The 15,702-nt window shown below is 58.6% G+C and carries 16 protein-coding genes; 3 read left to right on the top strand and 13 right to left on the bottom strand.

Features of this window, described 5'->3' with window-relative positions; genetic code table 11:
* Positions 1–9: 9 nt before the first annotated feature.
* From ACGHUK_RS00900 to ACGHUK_RS00890, 3 genes are all read left to right on the top strand, one after another.
* Entirely contained in the window at positions 10–624 is a 615-nt protein-coding gene (locus ACGHUK_RS00900; protein WP_005943633.1) for a twin-arginine translocation signal domain-containing protein, read from the top strand.
* Between the two features lie 163 nt (positions 625–787).
* Positions 788–1,324, top strand: a complete 537-nt coding sequence (locus ACGHUK_RS00895) for a twin-arginine translocation signal domain-containing protein (RefSeq protein WP_332375811.1) — start codon at positions 788–790, stop codon at positions 1,322–1,324.
* 246 nt (positions 1,325–1,570) lie between these two features.
* Positions 1,571–2,206 carry a phosphoribosyltransferase gene (locus ACGHUK_RS00890; RefSeq protein WP_044953901.1) on the top strand — a complete coding sequence of 212 codons (636 nt, stop codon included), beginning with the start codon at positions 1,571–1,573 and terminating at the stop codon, positions 2,204–2,206.
* Between the two features lie 154 nt (positions 2,207–2,360).
* Here ACGHUK_RS00890 and ACGHUK_RS00885 read toward each other — a convergent pair whose 3' ends face one another.
* From ACGHUK_RS00885 to ACGHUK_RS00825, 13 genes are all read right to left on the bottom strand, one after another.
* Complete coding sequence (locus tag ACGHUK_RS00885; protein ID WP_390574618.1) at positions 2,361–2,645, bottom strand: hypothetical protein; 285 nt, start codon at positions 2,643–2,645, stop codon at positions 2,361–2,363.
* Positions 2,646–2,686: 41 nt separating this feature from the next.
* On the bottom strand, positions 2,687–4,063 hold the full coding sequence (locus ACGHUK_RS00880) for an MATE family efflux transporter (RefSeq protein WP_390574616.1): 1,377 nt from the start codon (positions 4,061–4,063) through the stop codon (positions 2,687–2,689).
* Between the two features lie 174 nt (positions 4,064–4,237).
* Positions 4,238–5,062, bottom strand: a complete 825-nt coding sequence (locus ACGHUK_RS00875; protein ID WP_097774583.1) for a histidinol-phosphatase HisJ family protein — start codon at positions 5,060–5,062, stop codon at positions 4,238–4,240.
* 7 nt (positions 5,063–5,069) lie between these two features.
* A complete protein-coding gene (gene hisIE, locus ACGHUK_RS00870) occupies positions 5,070–5,705 on the bottom strand; it encodes a bifunctional phosphoribosyl-AMP cyclohydrolase/phosphoribosyl-ATP diphosphatase HisIE (protein WP_005943640.1) in 636 nt (211 codons plus the stop codon).
* A 139-nt stretch (positions 5,706–5,844) separates the two neighbouring features.
* Positions 5,845–6,600, bottom strand: coding sequence for an imidazole glycerol phosphate synthase subunit HisF (hisF, locus tag ACGHUK_RS00865; protein ID WP_390574615.1), 756 nt, complete (start codon positions 6,598–6,600; stop codon positions 5,845–5,847).
* Between the two features lie 16 nt (positions 6,601–6,616).
* Positions 6,617–7,336: a 1-(5-phosphoribosyl)-5-[(5-phosphoribosylamino)methylideneamino]imidazole-4-carboxamide isomerase gene (gene hisA, locus ACGHUK_RS00860; protein ID WP_390574613.1), complete on the bottom strand. Its 720-nt coding sequence runs from the start codon at positions 7,334–7,336 to the stop codon at positions 6,617–6,619.
* 147 nt (positions 7,337–7,483) lie between these two features.
* Positions 7,484–8,092: an imidazole glycerol phosphate synthase subunit HisH gene (hisH, locus tag ACGHUK_RS00855; RefSeq protein ID WP_390574612.1), complete on the bottom strand. Its 609-nt coding sequence runs from the start codon at positions 8,090–8,092 to the stop codon at positions 7,484–7,486.
* On the bottom strand, positions 8,089–8,685 hold the full coding sequence (gene hisB, locus ACGHUK_RS00850; RefSeq protein ID WP_097774580.1) for an imidazoleglycerol-phosphate dehydratase HisB: 597 nt from the start codon (positions 8,683–8,685) through the stop codon (positions 8,089–8,091). Before hisB ends, hisH begins: the two co-directional genes overlap by 4 nt.
* Positions 8,686–8,688: 3 nt before the next feature.
* The gene (hisC, locus tag ACGHUK_RS00845; RefSeq protein WP_390574610.1) at positions 8,689–9,750 is read right to left on the bottom strand and encodes a histidinol-phosphate transaminase; all 1,062 of its coding nucleotides are present in this window, start codon (positions 9,748–9,750) and stop codon (positions 8,689–8,691) included.
* 180 nt (positions 9,751–9,930) lie between these two features.
* Positions 9,931–11,208 (bottom strand): histidinol dehydrogenase, encoded by a 1,278-nt coding sequence (hisD, locus tag ACGHUK_RS00840; protein WP_390574609.1) that lies wholly within the window; start codon positions 11,206–11,208, stop codon positions 9,931–9,933.
* Positions 11,205–12,800, bottom strand: a complete 1,596-nt coding sequence (hisG, locus tag ACGHUK_RS00835) for an ATP phosphoribosyltransferase (RefSeq protein WP_390574608.1) — start codon at positions 12,798–12,800, stop codon at positions 11,205–11,207. The genes hisD and hisG overlap by 4 nt, the downstream gene beginning before the upstream one ends.
* 174 nt (positions 12,801–12,974) lie before the next feature.
* Complete coding sequence (trxA, locus tag ACGHUK_RS00830) at positions 12,975–13,283, bottom strand: thioredoxin (protein ID WP_005943661.1); 309 nt, start codon at positions 13,281–13,283, stop codon at positions 12,975–12,977.
* A 175-nt stretch (positions 13,284–13,458) separates the two neighbouring features.
* The gene (locus tag ACGHUK_RS00825) at positions 13,459–15,513 is read right to left on the bottom strand and encodes an FAD-dependent oxidoreductase (RefSeq protein ID WP_223388350.1); all 2,055 of its coding nucleotides are present in this window, start codon (positions 15,511–15,513) and stop codon (positions 13,459–13,461) included.
* Between the last annotated feature and the right edge of the window lie 189 nt (positions 15,514–15,702).

Here is a 15,702-nt window from a genome sequence, read left to right as displayed (position 1 = left end):
ATTTATTTTATGTCCAACTCCATTTCCCGCCGTACCTTCCTCAAGTGCACCGGCGCATCCGTTGCTGCTCTGGGCGCAGCAAGCCTGCTGGGCGGCTGCCAGCAGAATGGCAGCGCCACCATCGTGGATGTCAAGGTCGGTGATAAGGTCAGCAACTGGAACGGCCTTGGCGTTCAGCTGACCAGCCTGTTCAACATTGATACCGCACCTGCACAGGCCGGTTACGAATACATTGCTGTTCTGGTCACCGTGGTCAACCGCACCAAGAACCAGACCTTCAACATCGGCGCACAGAATCTGGCCGAGATCAATGCTGCTTATCCCGTGCCCCCGCAGGAGAACGTGGATGCAAACTTCCACGCACTGGCAGCAGCTTCTACCGATTTCTCTGCTTCCTGCGACGGCCAGAGCGTGGAGTGCGGTGCCAACATCTCGCTGTACAACTCCAACTCTCAGACCTTCTCGGATTCCACCAATCTGCCCCCGCAGGGTACCGGCTATCTGCAGCTGATGCTGATGGTCCCCAAGGGCTGGCAGCAGCTGAGCGTTACTTACATGCCCACCTTTGCAGCGGATAAGACCATGACCTTCGTCATGACCGCTGCAGACGTGACCCGCGCCTGATACGCGGCCCGCACAGGACGAAATTTCGTCGCAAAACAACGTCACAGCTCAAAATTTCATCATTTTATTTTGCCAAAAGGCATTGACATCCGGCCCGGTTTCGCCTATCTTATAGGTAATGCCGCAATGCCGTACTGATCTGCTTTTTAAAGGAGGAACGAACATGTCCTATACATTCTCCCGCCGTGACTTTATGAAATATACCGCTCTTACCGCTGTTGCCATTGCAGGTTCCGGCATGCTGACCGGCTGCTCCAACCCGAACCGTCCTGTCGGCACGATCGGCAGCACCCTGAAGCCGGGCGACGGCATCTGTGAAGCCACGCTGAAGAGCGCCACCTATAATCGTACTACGCTCACTTGCGAGTTTGAGATCTATACCAAGGTGAGCCTGCAGGTCAACCAGCAGCATTTCCAGGTAAATGTTACCGATGCTGACAATAAGCTGCATACTTATTATCAGGGTGTCTCCGGTGTCACGATTGATTTGGTAGGTGGTTCCAACGCCAGTGTCGATGCGAAGACTACTGTGACTCCTACGCTGAAGGTTTCCGGTATTGAGAACCTTACCAGCGCATCCAAGGTTCAGGTGCTGTACATTCCGAAGATGTACGCAAACGGTAGCATCACTGATTCCTACAGTGATATCTATGCCACTTGGGACATCACCGATGCCATCAAGGTTACGATTGTGGACTGATTTTACTTTTGCATTAAAGGCCCGCACCCTGTGGTGCGGGTCTTTTTGCGTATGCGGGCCATTTGTATCCAAGTTTTGGGCGATATCATGTAAAATGCACAAAGTTTTTTAGTGGATTTATGCCTTGTGCACAGGTTTCTTTTCCGGTACAATAGGGTTATAAAAATGTGCAGGAGCATCGCAGCGATGCGGTGCTTTTTGCATTTGAGGGGCAACCCGGAAAACCTGAAAAGGAGTGTTGTTTCGATGATCAATATGGTAAAGCTTCCCACCAAAAAAAGTAACCTGTTCCTGCGCGTAGCAAAGGGCCACTTTGCTACCAGCCACAGCCATATCAACTATTACATCGATGTCACCACCCAGAAGTCCCGCCTTTCCGAGGCCAAGGCCGTGGCAAAGGAGCTGGTGGCCGCTTACCAGCACAGCACCATTGTGGACACCGTGCTCTGTCTGGACGGCACGCAGGTGATCGGCACCTGCCTTGCCAACGAGCTGACCAAGGACGGCTTTGCCAACATGAACGCCCACCAGACCATTTATGTGATCACCCCGGAGTACACCACCGGCAGCCAGATCATCCTGCGCGACAATCTGGCCCCCATGGTCAAGGGCAAGCATGTGCTCATTCTGTCCGCTTCCATCACCACCGGCTACACCGTGCAGGCCGCTGTGGAGGCCGTGAACTACTACGGCGGCACCGTGGCAGGCCTTTCCGCTATTTTTGCCACCACCCATGAGTGCATGGGCTATGAGGTCACCTCGATCTTCGACCCCGCCAGCCTGCCGGACTACGCCAGCTTTGACAGCCGCGACTGCCCCCTGTGCAAGGCCGGCCAGCACATCGATGCGCTGGTGAACAGCTTTGGCTATTCGGCGCTGTAACGTAAAAAGGCTGTCAAGTGCTCACGGATGCGCCCTTGACAGTCCCTTGTGAAATGATTATACTATAAATAGAAAGGCGCTGGCCCGCAAACGGCTTGCTCCTTACTGAATCAGATCAAGAAAAATGACCGTTCAAGTTGGTAGCTGGAGGCGGTCATTTTTTCTTGCGTCTATCGCTGTGAGAAACAGTCCATGTAATTTCAAACGTAACGTAGATCGCTCCGCCGAGAAGCGTGAGCAGCAATACGACCTGTTCAAACGTCATGGTGCATCCCCCCTTTCCGCCCTCAAGCGTCCGGGGGAGCGAGATTTCAAGAAAAATCTCTTTACCCGGCGCGCTCAGGTGCCGGTAAGAAGAAAAAGCCGCCTGTGTTTGTGGCACAGCGCCTTGCCGCCAAAGCGGCAGTTTTATGATAGCATACTTTTCATCAAAACACAACAGGGCTTTGCAGTCGCTTTTATCGCTGCAAAGCCCTGTTTTTACTTCTTCTTTTTCGGGAACACAAAGGGCTCGTGCAGGTACACCGCCACCAGATATGCCGTCATGAAGAACCAGATGATGGGCTCGCACAGGATGACCGCATTGTACTGGAATTTCGGGATGAACACCAGCACAAAGATCACCTTGCCCACCAGCTCGATCACGCTGGAGAACAGCGGCAGCACCTTCTGGCCAAGGCTCTGCAGCGCGTAGCGGGTGCACAGCAGCACTCCCAGCACCGCATAGAACGGTGCGTTCCACAGCAGGTACCGCGCACCGTTTTCCAGCACGATGGGTTCCGAAGAGCCGGAGATCAGCTGCACCATCCACTGAGCACCAAAGTTCATCAGCACCACGGCGGCGACCATCACCACCACCGAGTACAGATACATCTGCCGCATACCCCTGCGCACACGGTCGGGCTGGTTTGCGCCGCGGTTCTGGGAAACGAAGGTGGAACCGGCGTTCGCCATGGAGATGAGCGGCATCTCCGTAAAGGCAAACAGCTTGCGGGCAGCGGTGTGCCCCGCAATGGTCAGGGTGCCAAGCCCGTTGATGCCGTACTGCAGCACCACCGAACCCGCAGACACGATGCTGCTCATCAGGCCCATGGAGATGCTCTGGCTGAACAGCTCCCAGTAGAGATGACTGCCCACAGCGAAATGCTTTTTCTCCGGGATGAGGATGCACACCCTTGCCAGCACGTACAGAACGCACAGCACCACCGAGATGCCCTGTGCAATGACCGTTGCCACCGCTGCGCCCCGCACGCCCATGCCAACCCCGGCAATGAACCACAGGTCCAGCCCCACGTTCAGCACCGAGCTGATGAGCAGGAACACCAGCGGCATTACGCTGTTGCCAATGGCGCGCAGCAGGCCTGCGCACAGGTTATACATAAACATGACCACAACGCCAAGGTCGATCACGATGATGTAGCTGTAGGCATCTTCCAGAATTTCTGCCGGGGTATCCAGCAGCTGCAGCAGGGCATGCAGGCCGAAAAAGCCTGCCGTTGTAATGACCAGCGAGGCGATCAGGCCAATGACGACCGACCCCACCACCGTGCGCTTGAGCAGGTCTTCGTCCTGCGCGCCGTAGGAGCGCGCTGCAACGATGGCAAGGCCATTGCCGATACCGATGCCAAAGCCGACTAAAAGCTCGTAGATCGAACCGCAGGAGCCAATGGCGGCAAGGGCTGTATCGCCCAGCACATTGCCCACGATCATGGTATCCACCGTGTTGTAGAGCTGCTGGAACAGGTTGGAAACCAGAATGGGCAGCATGAACAGCAGCAGGCTTTTTAAAATAGGCCCGTGCATCAGGTCTACGTTCATGTTGAAGAAGCTTTTCTTTTGGGGCTGCGCGTGGGTCATAGGGTTCCTCCAAAGTTCTATTTTTACCGCAAAACAACCCTCTCAGTCTCGCTGACGCTCGCCAGCTCCCCCGAAGGGGGAGCTTTTATGCTGCGTAAAAGAAACAGCAAAACCTCCCCCTTTCGGGGGAGGTGGCAATGCGAAGCATTGACGGAGAGGGTTATCTCCAATTTTTTACAGTTCCTGCGTTTCGAAGCCGTTGCCGGTAAGCACCTGCACGCTAGTAAAGCCTGCAGCCTTGATGGCGGCGGCAGCTTCGTCAAAGCCGTAGGTCAGGCTGTTGATATCATGAGAATCAGAAGTGATGATGACCTTGCCGCCCATCTTCTGCCACTCGCCCAGCAGCCACGGGCCGGGGTAGAAGTCCTTGCGGTAGCCGCGGTACACGCCGCCGGTGTTCACTTCCAGCAGGCAATCGTTTGCCTTTGCGGCCTGCAGTGCCTTGAGGGCAGCGGCCTTGTAGCGGGGCGATTCTTCGTCGAAGAACTCGCCGTTGGCATTCAGCTTCTTGATCAGGTCGATGTGGGCCAGAATATCCGGCTTGAGGGCAGCCACCTTTTCCACCTCGGCAAAGTAGGCTTCCACAGCGGCAAGGGGGTCTGCGTCAAAATCATCGTTGATGCAGTCCCACAGGTCCTGCGGGCGGAAATCGATCTCGTAATACTTGCCGGTGTTCTTGCCGTACAGGTGGTGTGCGCTGCCGATCCAGTAATCGTAGCCGGTGCGCTTATCCTCGCTCAGGATATCCCACTCGATGCCGCACAGGATATCCACCTTGCCCCTGTATTCGGCCTTGAGCTTGGCGATGGTGGCCTTGTACTGGGCGGTGCGGCTGGGGCTCATGCAGTATTCGCGGTCGCGCTGGGTGTAGCTATGGCCGGTGAAGCCCAGCGTGGTCAAGCCCTGCGCACACGCAGCACTTGCCATATCCTGCAAGGTATTTTTGCCATCGCACATGGTGGAGTGGCAATGGACACTGGACTTCTTATAATCTGCCATAGACAATTCACTGCATCCTTTCCTGTTTGACCTTGTGGTCAATGACGTGACGTTTTTCCAGTTCACGGGTCACATCCTCCACCGTGATGCCGGCGCTGACCATCAGCACCAGAACATGGTAGGCAAGATCGCTGATCTCGTAAACGGTCTCTTCCTTATCCTCTTTTTCGCCCGCAATGATGACCTCGGTGCACTCTTCGCCCACCTTTTTCAGGATCTTCTCCTTGCCCTTCTCGAACAGGTAGGTGGTGTAGCTGCCCTCCTTGGGGCTATCCTTGCGGCCCTTGATGAGCTGGTACAGGCCCTGCCAGCTGAACTGCTTCAGCTCCGGCGAGACGTATACTTCGTTGAAGAAGCAGCTCTCGGCGCCGGTGTGGCAGGCGGGGCCGGATTTGACCACTTCCACCACCAGAGCATCGGCATCGCAGTCGGCGGTGATGGACACCACCCGCTGCACATTGCCGCTGGTCTCGCCCTTGCGCCAGATCTCCTGACGGCTGCGGCTCCAGAACACAGTGCGGCCCTCGGCGATGGTGAGCGCCAGCGTCTCGGCGTTCATGTAAGCGAGGGTGAGCACCTCTTTGGTGTAGTGGTCCTGCACGATGGCAGGGATCAGGCCCTTTTCATCAAATTTCAGATTCATAACGGTTCTCCCTCCCCGGATGGGGATATTACTAGTTTAGCGTATTCGGTGCGCAAACGCAAGAGTTTGCGGGTTGTTTTTGCGGAAATCCAGTTTCGCGTTACGGCTTTTCCCCGCGCCGGGGAGAAATGCCCCGGCGTTACAGCCGCATCTCCACGCCGTTTGCGTTGAGGTATTCCTTCAGATCCCGGATGGTCAGCAGCTTCTGGTGGAAGATGCCCGCCGCAAGGCCTGCGTCGATGCCCTTGTGGTGGAACAGCTCCAGAAAGTCTTCCTTTTTGCCTGCGCCGCCGCTGGCAATGATGGGCACGTTCACCCGCGCCGCAACTGCATCCAGCATCTCAAGGTCGAAGCCATTGCGCACACCGTCGGTATCGATGCTGTTCAGGCAGATCTCGCCCGCGCCGTGGTCCACGCACCAGCTGATCCAGTCCAGTGCATCCCGGCCGGTGTCCTCGCGCCCGCCCTTGGCGAACACCCGGAACTGGCCGTTCACCCGCTTCACATCGGCAGAGAGCACCACGCACTGGTTGCCGTAGCGCTGTGCTGCCGCCGGGATGAGGTCGGGATTTTTGAGTGCGCCCGAGTTGACGCTGACCTTGTCCGCGCCGCACTTGAGCACCCGGTCGAAGTCTTCCAGCGTGTTGATGCCGCCGCCCACCGTGAGCGGGATAAAAATTTCGCTGGCGACGCGGGTCAGGATATCCGTGAACAGTGCCCGGCCCTCGAAACTGGCGGTGATATCGTAGAACACCAGCTCGTCGGCACCGGCAGCGTTGTACATGCGGGCCATTTCCACCGGGTCGGCCACATCCCGGATGCCTTCAAAGTTCGTGCCCTTGACCACGCGGCCATTGCGCACATCAAGGCAGGGAATAATGCGTTTGGTGATCATGTCGTTTCCCCTCCGTTCACTCCTGCACCAGCTGCACGCAGCGCGCAAGGTCCAGTGCGCCGGTGTACAGGCTCTTGCCTAAAATGGCAGCGGCAGTGCCCATTTTTTTCAGTTCCAGAAGCTCTGCTTCGGACGAGATGCCGCCGCTGGCCGTAAAGGCCACGCCGGGCATCTCTTTGGCAAGCGTACGGTACAGGCCGAGGTTCGTGCCCTGCATGGCACCGTCGCAGGCAATGTCCGTGTAGATGATGGCAGTGCATCCGGCATCTGCCAGCCGCTTGCAGAAGTCCACGCCCGGCTCGGCGCTCACTTCCTTCCAGCCATGGATGGCCACATAGCCGTCCTTTGCGTCCACGCCCACGGCAATTTTATCGCCGTATTTTTTCAGCATCCGGGCGGTAAAGGCAAAATCCGTCACCGCCACGCTGCCCAGGATGCAGCGGCCCACGCCGAGGGAAAGATATGTTTCAATGCGCTCCTCGGTACGGATGCCGCCGCCCACCTCAATGTATAAGCCGCCCTGTTTTGCCAGCGCGGCAATGGTATCGTAGTTGGAAAGGGTGCCGTCCTTTGCGCCGTCCAGATCGACGACGTGCAGGTTTTTGGCCCCCGCTGCAAGGAACTCCCGCGCCTGTGCGCAGGGGTCCTCGCCGTAGACGGTCATGCGGCTGTAGTCGCCCTGCGTCAGGCGCACCACCTTGCCGCCCCGCAGGTCAATGGCTGGAAATAATTGCATTTAAATCTCCTTCAGAAACGAACCCTCTCAGGCTCGCATTCGCTCGCCAGCTCTCCCGAAGGGAGAGCTTTTTACATTTTACGGTTCACTCTTTAGAAGCTCCCCCTTCGGGGGAGCTGGCAACGCCGCAGGCGTTGACTGAGAGGGTTATAGCTCCGCAAACGCCTTCAAGATCCGTAGTCCGGTATCCCCGCTCTTTTCCGGGTGGAACTGGGTGCCATACACCCTGCCCGCCCGCACCGCGCCGGTGACGGGAATGGAATAGTCGCTCACAGCCAGTGTACTCTCCGTACAGTTCTTGCCGTAGTAGCTGTGGACGTAATAGACGTATTCGCCCTCACGGATGTACTTGAACAGCGGGTCGTCCTTTACAATGTGCAAGGCGTTCCAGCCGATCTGCGGCACCTTCAGGCTCTTGTCCGCAAGGTCGGGCTCCAGCGGGCAGACCTCGCCCTTCACAAAGCCGAGGCCTTCGTGCTCACCGTACTCGTAGCTCTTTTTAAACAGCAGCTGCATGCCAAGGCAGATGCCCAGCAGCGGCTTCCTTTCGGCTTCTTCTTTCATGACCGGCACAAGGCCCGTCGCCTCCAGCTTGGCCATGGCATCGGCAAAAGCGCCCACGCCCGGCAAGATGAGCCGGTCGGCTTTGCGGATGGTGTCCGCGTCCGCAGTCACAACGGCTTCCAGTCCCAGCTGCTTCAGGCTGGACTTCAGGCTGAACAGGTTGCCCACGCCATAATCGATAATTGCGATCATACCAGCAGTCCTTTCGTGGAAGGAATTTCGTCCTTGTGGGCTTCGTCGATCTTCACGGCCGCGCCCAGTGCATGGCCTGCGCCCTTGAAGCAGGCCTCGAGGATGTGGTGGGTATTTTCTCCCGCAAATTGTACAAAGTGGATCGTGGCGGGCACGCTGCGGGCAAAGCCCAGCCAGAATTCCTTGGCGCATTCCACGTCAAAATCGCCCACCTTTTCGGTGCTGCAACGGACATCCCAGTTCAGGGTGCAGCGGCCCGAAAGATCGACGGCGCACAAAATCAGCGCTTCGTCCATGGGCAGGTAGAAACTGCCGTAGCGCTGGATGCCGCGCATATCGCCCAGTGCCCGTGCAAAGGCCTGACCCAGCGCAATGCCCACATCCTCGGTGGTGTGGTGGTAGTCCACCTGCACATCGCCGTGGCAGGTGAGCACCAGATCAAACCGGCCATGGCGGGCGAACAGCTCCAGCATGTGGTTCAGAAAGCCGCACCCGGTGTCCACCTCGTAGCGGCCGGTGCCGTCCAGATCAAGGGTAAGGTCGATCTGGGTCTCATTGGTGTTGCGTTCCAGCGAGATCATTCGGTTCGGCATGGTTCATTCCTCCATAATCTTATCCAGCGTTTCCATAAACGTCTGCATCTGTTCTGGCGTGCCAATGGTGATGCGCAGCCAGTTCTGGATGCGGGGCGCGTCAAAATGGCGCACCAGAATGCCGTTTTTCTTCAACTCTTTGTAGAGTGTTCCGCCGTCTTTCCGGTCGGTACTTGCAAACAGGAAGTTGGAGCGGCTGTCCAGCACGGCAAAGCCGCGCTGTTCCAGCTGCTGTTTTGTCCATGCGCGGGTGTCCACGATGGCGGCGCGGGTCCTGTCAAAATAAGCGGTATCTTCCAGCGCGGCCTGCCCGGCCTTCAGGGTTAGGCGGTTGATGTTGTAGGGGTTCAGGCTGAACTTGACTCGGTTCAGGTCGGCAATGAGCTTTGCATTGCCCATGGCAAGACCCAGACGCGCACCGGCCAGCTGCCGGGACTTGGAAAAGGTCTGCACCACCAGCAGGTTCTCGTACTGGTCGATGAGGGGCACGCAGCTCTCGCCGCCAAAGTCCACATAGGCCTCGTCCACAATGACCACATTGTTCGGGTTTGCCTTTAAGATGCCCTCAATTTCCGCTCGGGGCAGTGCAATGCCGGTGGGGGCGTTGGGGTTTGCAAGGACGATGGTCTGGTTCAGGCCGTAGTAGTCCTTCGGGTCAAGGGTGAAATCCTCTTTCAGCGGGATGATGTGGCTGGGAATGTGCATCAGTCCGCACCACACGCCGTAGCAGCCGTAGGTGATGTCGGCATAGGCCAGCGGGTGGTCTGCGTCGCAGAAGGCACGCAGCGCAAAGAAGAGGTTCTCGTCGCTGCCATTGCCGGGCATGATCTGCTCCGGCTGCAAACCGAAGTGGACTGCGGCCGCCTTGAGCAGGTCGGCACAGGCGGGGTCGGAGTAAAGGCGCAGCTTTTCCACCTCGTGCTCGCTCACGGCGGCGATCACCGCCGGGGAGGGCAGATAGGGGCTTTCGTTGGTGTTCAGTTTGATGTACTGCTGATCCTGCGGCTGCTCACCCGGGGTGTAGGGGGTGACAGCGGCCAGAGTGGGAGAAAGAAAACGACTCATATAAAAACCCTCTCAGTCAAAGCCTTACGGCTTTGCCAGCTCCCCCGAAGGGGGAGCTTTTTTGCATCTTACGGTTTCCACTCTCAAAGCTCCCCTTCGAGGAAAGACTTCCCCCGGCCGGGGGAAGATGTCACCGCGGGTGACAAAAAGGGGAATCTGGCGCGCAAGCGCCTGAGAGGGTCACTTTTCATACCGGATGGTCACGCTGCGGGCGTGGGCGTGCAGGCCCTCGCGCTCGGCAAAATCGGCGATGCGGGGGGCTACTTCGCCCAGCGCTTCACGGGTGTAGTAGAGGAAGCTGGACTTCTTTACAAAGTCGTCTACGCCCAAGGGGCTTGAGAAGCGGGCGGTGCCGCTGGTGGGCAGGGTGTGGTTGGGGCCTGCAAAGTAATCGCCCAGCGCTTCCGGCACGTTGCGGCCAAGGAAGATGCTGCCTGCATTTTTGATCTCGTTCAGCACGCCGAAGGGGTCCTCCACGCACACTTCCAGATGTTCCGGTGCAATGATGTTGCAGGCTTCAATGGCCTTGTGCAGGTCGGTGCAGAGGATGATCTTGCCGTTGTCGTCCACGCTGGCGCGGGCGATGGCGGCACGGGGCAGCTGAGGGATCTGCACCTCCAGCTCCGCCTGCACGGCCTTGGCCAGCTCCGGGCTGTCGGTGACGAGGACCGGGCTTGCCAGTTTGTCGTGCTCGGCCTGACTCAGCAGGTCCGCCGCCACCCATGCAGGGTTGCAGCCGCCGTCGGCCAGCACCAGAATTTCGCTGGGGCCTGCGATCATATCGATGCCCACCTTGCCGAACACCTTGCGCTTGGCGGTGGCAACGTAGATGTTGCCGGGGCCAACGATCTTATCCACCGCAGGGATGCTCTGGGTGCCGTAGGCGAGAGCCGCCACAGCCTGTGCGCCGCCGGTCTTGAAGATCTTGGTCACGCCTGCGGTGGCAGCGGCGGCAAGGATGACCGGGTTCACCCTGCCGTCCTTTCCGGCGGGGGTGGTCATGACGATTTCGGACACGCCTGCCACCTTTGCCGGGATCACGTCCATGAGCACGGTGGAGGGATAGGCCGCCGTGCCGCCGGGCACATAGACACCGGCCTTTTCAATGGGGGTATATTTCTGGCCCAGCACGATGCCGGGCTTGTCGTTCACCACAAAATTCTTGTGCACCTGCTGGCGGTGGAAGCTCTCGATGTTGGCGGCGGCTTCGCGCAGGGTCTCGAGGAAGTAGGGGTCCATGTTCGCAAAGGCCTCGTCGATCTCCTCCTGCGTCACCTGCAGGGCATCGATCTTCGCGCCGTCAAATTTCAGCGCATAATCCTTCAGGGCATCGTCGCCCCGGGCGCGCACATCGGCAATGATGCCGTCCACCACATCCTCTACGTTCTTTTCCGCGCGGATGTCGCGGTTCAGGATCTCTTCGGGCTTCAGCTCGTCAAAGTTATACAGCTTGATCATTTTGCTTCCTCCTTGTTCTGCAGTTCCGCCCGCAGCTTTTCCAGCATGGTGTCCATTTCGGCGTGCTTGAACTGGTAGCTGGCCTTGTTGGCAATGAACCGGGCCGAGATGGGCATGAACTCGGTGACCACCTTCAGGCCGTTCTCCCGCAGGGTGGTGCCGGTCTCCACGATATCCACGATGACGTCCGAAAGGCCCAGAATGGGGGCCAGCTCAATGGAGCCGTTCAGCTTGATGATATCGATGTCCCGCCCCATGGATGCGTAGTAGCTCTTTGCAATGTTGACGAATTTGGTGGCCACCCGCACCGGGCGGCTGGGGTCGTCCTTGTAATCGGCCGGGGCTGCAACGCACATGCGGCATTTGCCAAGGCCGGTGTCCAGCAGCTCGTACACATCGGCAGAAGCCTCTGTGAGGATGTCCTTTCCCACGATGCCCACATCGGCGGCACCGTGCTCCACATAGATGGCAACATCGCTGGGTTTGACGAGGAAGTAGCGGATGCCGGCCTCCGGGTTTTCCACCACCAGCTTGCGGGTAGCGTTGTAGTCCTCCGGGCAGCCGTAGCCGATGCCCGCCAGCAGGTTATACACCTTATCGCCCAGACGGCCCTTGGGCAGAGCCACGTTCAGCATCACCCTGTCGGTGCTGTTCTTCTGCACCGGCGGCAACGGGGCGCTCAGGCGGTCCAGCTCGTCCAGATAGACCGCAAAGCCGATGGCACCGGCACCGGGGGTGAACTTCTGCATCAGCAGGTCGTAGCGGCCGCCCTTGAGCAGGGGGCGGGGCAGGGCTTTCAGGTAGCCCTGAAACACAAGGCCGTTGTAGTATTCCATCTCACCGGCCAGCGTCATGTCCAGCCGGATCACGCCGCCCGCCTTTTCCAGCGGCACAGCCAGCGCTTCCAGCTCGGCCACCGCTGCGCGCATGGCATCGTTTTTGCACAGGGCTGCAGCCTTTTCCATCGTTTCGGCATAGGCACCGGAAAGATCCAGCACGCTGCACAGGGTATCGGCGGCATCGGCAAGACCGGCGGCTCCGGCTGCAGCCCGCAGCTCGTGGGCGTTTTTCTCCCGCAGCTTTTCCAGCAGCTTTGCGCGGGCGGCATCCGGCACGCCCAGCGCGTCGAACAGGCCGAACAGGTAGCCCATGTGGCTCACTTCCAGCACCCACTCGGCCCCCAGCGCATCCAGCGACCGCGCCGCCAGACACACCGCCTGCTGCACCTGTGCTTCGCCCACCGCACCCAGCATCTCAAGGCCCATCTGGCTGATTTCTTTAAAGGTGTGGCTCTCGGCGGAAGGGCGGTAGACGTTCTCGTGATAGTAGTAGCACAGGGTCTCGCCGGGGGCGGGCTGCGCCGTCTTGGCAATGGAGAGGGTCACGTCCGGCTTGAGGGCCAGCAGACGGCCATCCAGATCGGTAAAGGTGATGACCTGCTCGGACGACAAAAAGCTGCGGTTCTCCTGATACAGGCCGTACTCCTCAAACCGGCCCATATGATACTTGCGGCAGCCCGCCGCTTCGTACAAGGCGCGCAGTGCAAAGGAGGCGCGCTCCTTGGGCTGCAGGTTTGCAATGCTGAATTCCATTGTCGGTTCCCCCATTTCTTACTTGAGTTTATTTTACTTTATCTAGGTAAAGTTGTAAAGCAGGAAAGTGACGGTGTTTTCAACTCAATGATACGATTTTTCTGTGCGTTTGTACAGGGAAAAGAAGAAAAGGAGCCGTTGCATGGCGCAACAGCTCCTTTTCAGCACGCATATTTACCCAAGCAGGTCCAGCACACTGGCCTTCGGGCGGGCACCCACGGCCTGACGCACCAGCTTGCCCTGCTCAAACACCAGCAGGGTGGGGATGCTCATCACGCCGAACTGGCCGGCCAGCTCCGGCTGCTCGTCTACGTTCACCTTGCCCACCTTCACATCGGTGCGCTCCTCGGCCACCTCGTCCACAACGGGACTGAGCATGCGGCAGGGGCCGCACCAGCTGGCCCAGAAGTCCAGCAGGACAGGCTTTGCGCTCTGCAGTACCTCCTGCTCAAAATTTTCCTTCGTGATCGTAACAACTGCCATATTTCTACCTCCTGAAAGGGTTCGCTCGTGGTTGTTCTTATGGCATCAGTATACCCAAAACGCCGGGGCTTTTCCGTAACCGGGTCACATTGGGGCGCAAAAAAGCCCGGAGCAGGAAGAAAGAATACTGCTCCGGGCAGGGAAACGCTTATTTCAGTGTTCTGTCAGCAGGGTATCAGACACCGGCCACGCAGTTCTTGCCGGCGATGTAGCCGTAGTAGACGCACAGGCTGTGGCTGATGCCGCGCATGCAGATGGGGTATTCCACTGCGTAGCGGCTGCCCTGCACATTGCCGCAGACATACAGGCCCTTGATGATGTCGCGCTTGGGGCTGGCGGGGTCCTCCTCGGTGAAGGTGTGGCAGTTCTCGTCGCTCTCCAGGCCGCCCACGCACACCAGCATGGAAGTGGTGCCCCACTGGCATGCATAGTACGGGGGATTCTCCAGCGCGAACATCCGGCTTGCGGGCTTGCCGAAGTCATCGTCGGAACCGGCCTTGGCCAGCTCGTTGTAGCGCTCGACGGAAGCCAGTGCATTATCCAGTGCATCGCCCTCAAAGCCGCACTGGGTCAGCAGGTCTTCCAGTGTATCGGCCTTGAACTGGTAAGCCTCGGCCTTTGCGCTGATCTTGGTGTACTGACGGTCGGTGTAGTTGGGGTTGGACTCATCCTCATCCTCGGGGATGATGTAGCACAGGCCGCCGTGGTTTGCGGGCATGTAGGGCACCTCTTCGCCCCACTTGGAGTCGTACAGCTGGAAGGAGGTGCACTCGGGCTGCAGCTCGATCTGGTTTTCCAGCTGCTGGCCGGGGATGCACTCGTTCATGAAACGGTCGCCGCGCTTGTTGATCTGCAGGAAGGGGGTCACGCCCATGCCGCTGCCCATGTGGTGGGTCATCGGTGCGTGGAAATCCTGCACCTTTGCGCCGATCCATGCGCCCATGCGCAGGCCGTCGCCGGTCTCCACGGTCTTGCCCTCCACGTCAACGCCCAGCATACCCATGGCACCCATGTTGGCGATCTTCTTCTCCACGATCTCGGGAGCAAAATGCTTCATGATCTTCTCGTCGCCGGAGTTGTCGCCGGTAGCCAGGATCACGCCCTTGGAAGCGTTGAGCTGGATGTACTTGTTGTCATTCTGTGCGTCGCGGATGATCACGCCGGTCACGCGGCCGTCGCTGTCCTTCAGCAGCTTGGTGCCGAAGCAGCCGAAGAAGGTCTGTGCACCGTTCTCAACGGCCTTGTTCAGGTTGGCTTCCACTATAAAGCCCTGCTGATCCTTGCGGGAAGAGCGGAACTCCATGCTGGAAGGGAAGGTGGGGAACTCTTCGTTGCGGTAATCGTAGTGCTCGGGCTGAGGCCATGCCAGCGGCACCAGAATACCCTTGTCGAACTGCTCCTGGGTCACGGCCTCACGGGTGGAGTCGCAGATGGTCAGCTCGGGGTAAGCCTCGATGAACCAGTCCATGACCTCGTGTGCATGGGAAGCCCACTTTTTCAGGATGGAGCGCTTGTTGCGGTAGGTGCACTCGCGCATCAGGCGGTCGACCACAACATCCTCGTCCACGATGTTCTCACGGCCCCAGCGCTTGTTCAGGCTGCCGTTCAGCAGGGCATACTCGCCGCTGCGGCAGTTGAAGGAAGAGCTCTTTTCCACGATGGCAACTTTTGCGCCCTCCTCGGCAGCCGCACGGGCAGCGCAGACGCCGGACAGACCGGCGCCGATGATGACCACATCAAAGTCCTGGGTCTCACTGGCCTGCACGTCCGGCTCTTCGCCCAGCCAGTCATCGCCGGTATCCCCGGCGGTATCTGCAGCAGGCTCTTCGGAAGCAACGCCCATAGCCTGCTCGATGCAGCTGGCGGCAGCCTTCTTGACCGCGTTGGTGGTGACGGTGGCGCCGGAGATGTTGTCGATCTCGGTACCCTGTGCGGCCATGATGGCCTCCTGCAGGGTGGGTGCGGCCACGCCGCCGATGCTTTCGGTCTCGTTGGAGGCATCGATGACCACCTCGGTGATGGCGGTCTCGCTGAAGGTCATGGTCACCTTCACCTCACCGATGCCGGTGGCCGTGCCGGTGTAGGTACCGGCGGTGTAGATGGCATCGCCGGTAGCGGCGGTGCTGGAAGAAGCTGCGGAGTTGCAGGCAGCCAGTGCACCGGCGGTGACACCGCTCATGGCGGCAGCGGCGGCGACCTTCAAAAAGCCTTTGCGGGAGATCTTTTCCATTTGGATTTCCTCTTTCTTCTCATCAATTTCTCTTCGTCTCTGCGGGAGTTTTTCCCGCGCTGCACTTAGTATAAAATATAACGAAGTAAAAGGGAAACAAAAAAATTTTGCCACCCTGATAAAAAGTGTTTATAACTGTCTCCCGCCATGTTATACTGAGAGCAGACGGAGCTTTCCCTGCACAGAAAG

This window comes from Faecalibacterium sp. i25-0019-C1 (genome assembly GCF_042854225.1).
In the GTDB taxonomy this organism is placed as follows: Bacteria; Bacillota; Clostridia; order Oscillospirales; family Ruminococcaceae; genus Faecalibacterium; species Faecalibacterium taiwanense.
This window is presented reverse-complemented; position numbering and strand designations above follow the sequence as displayed.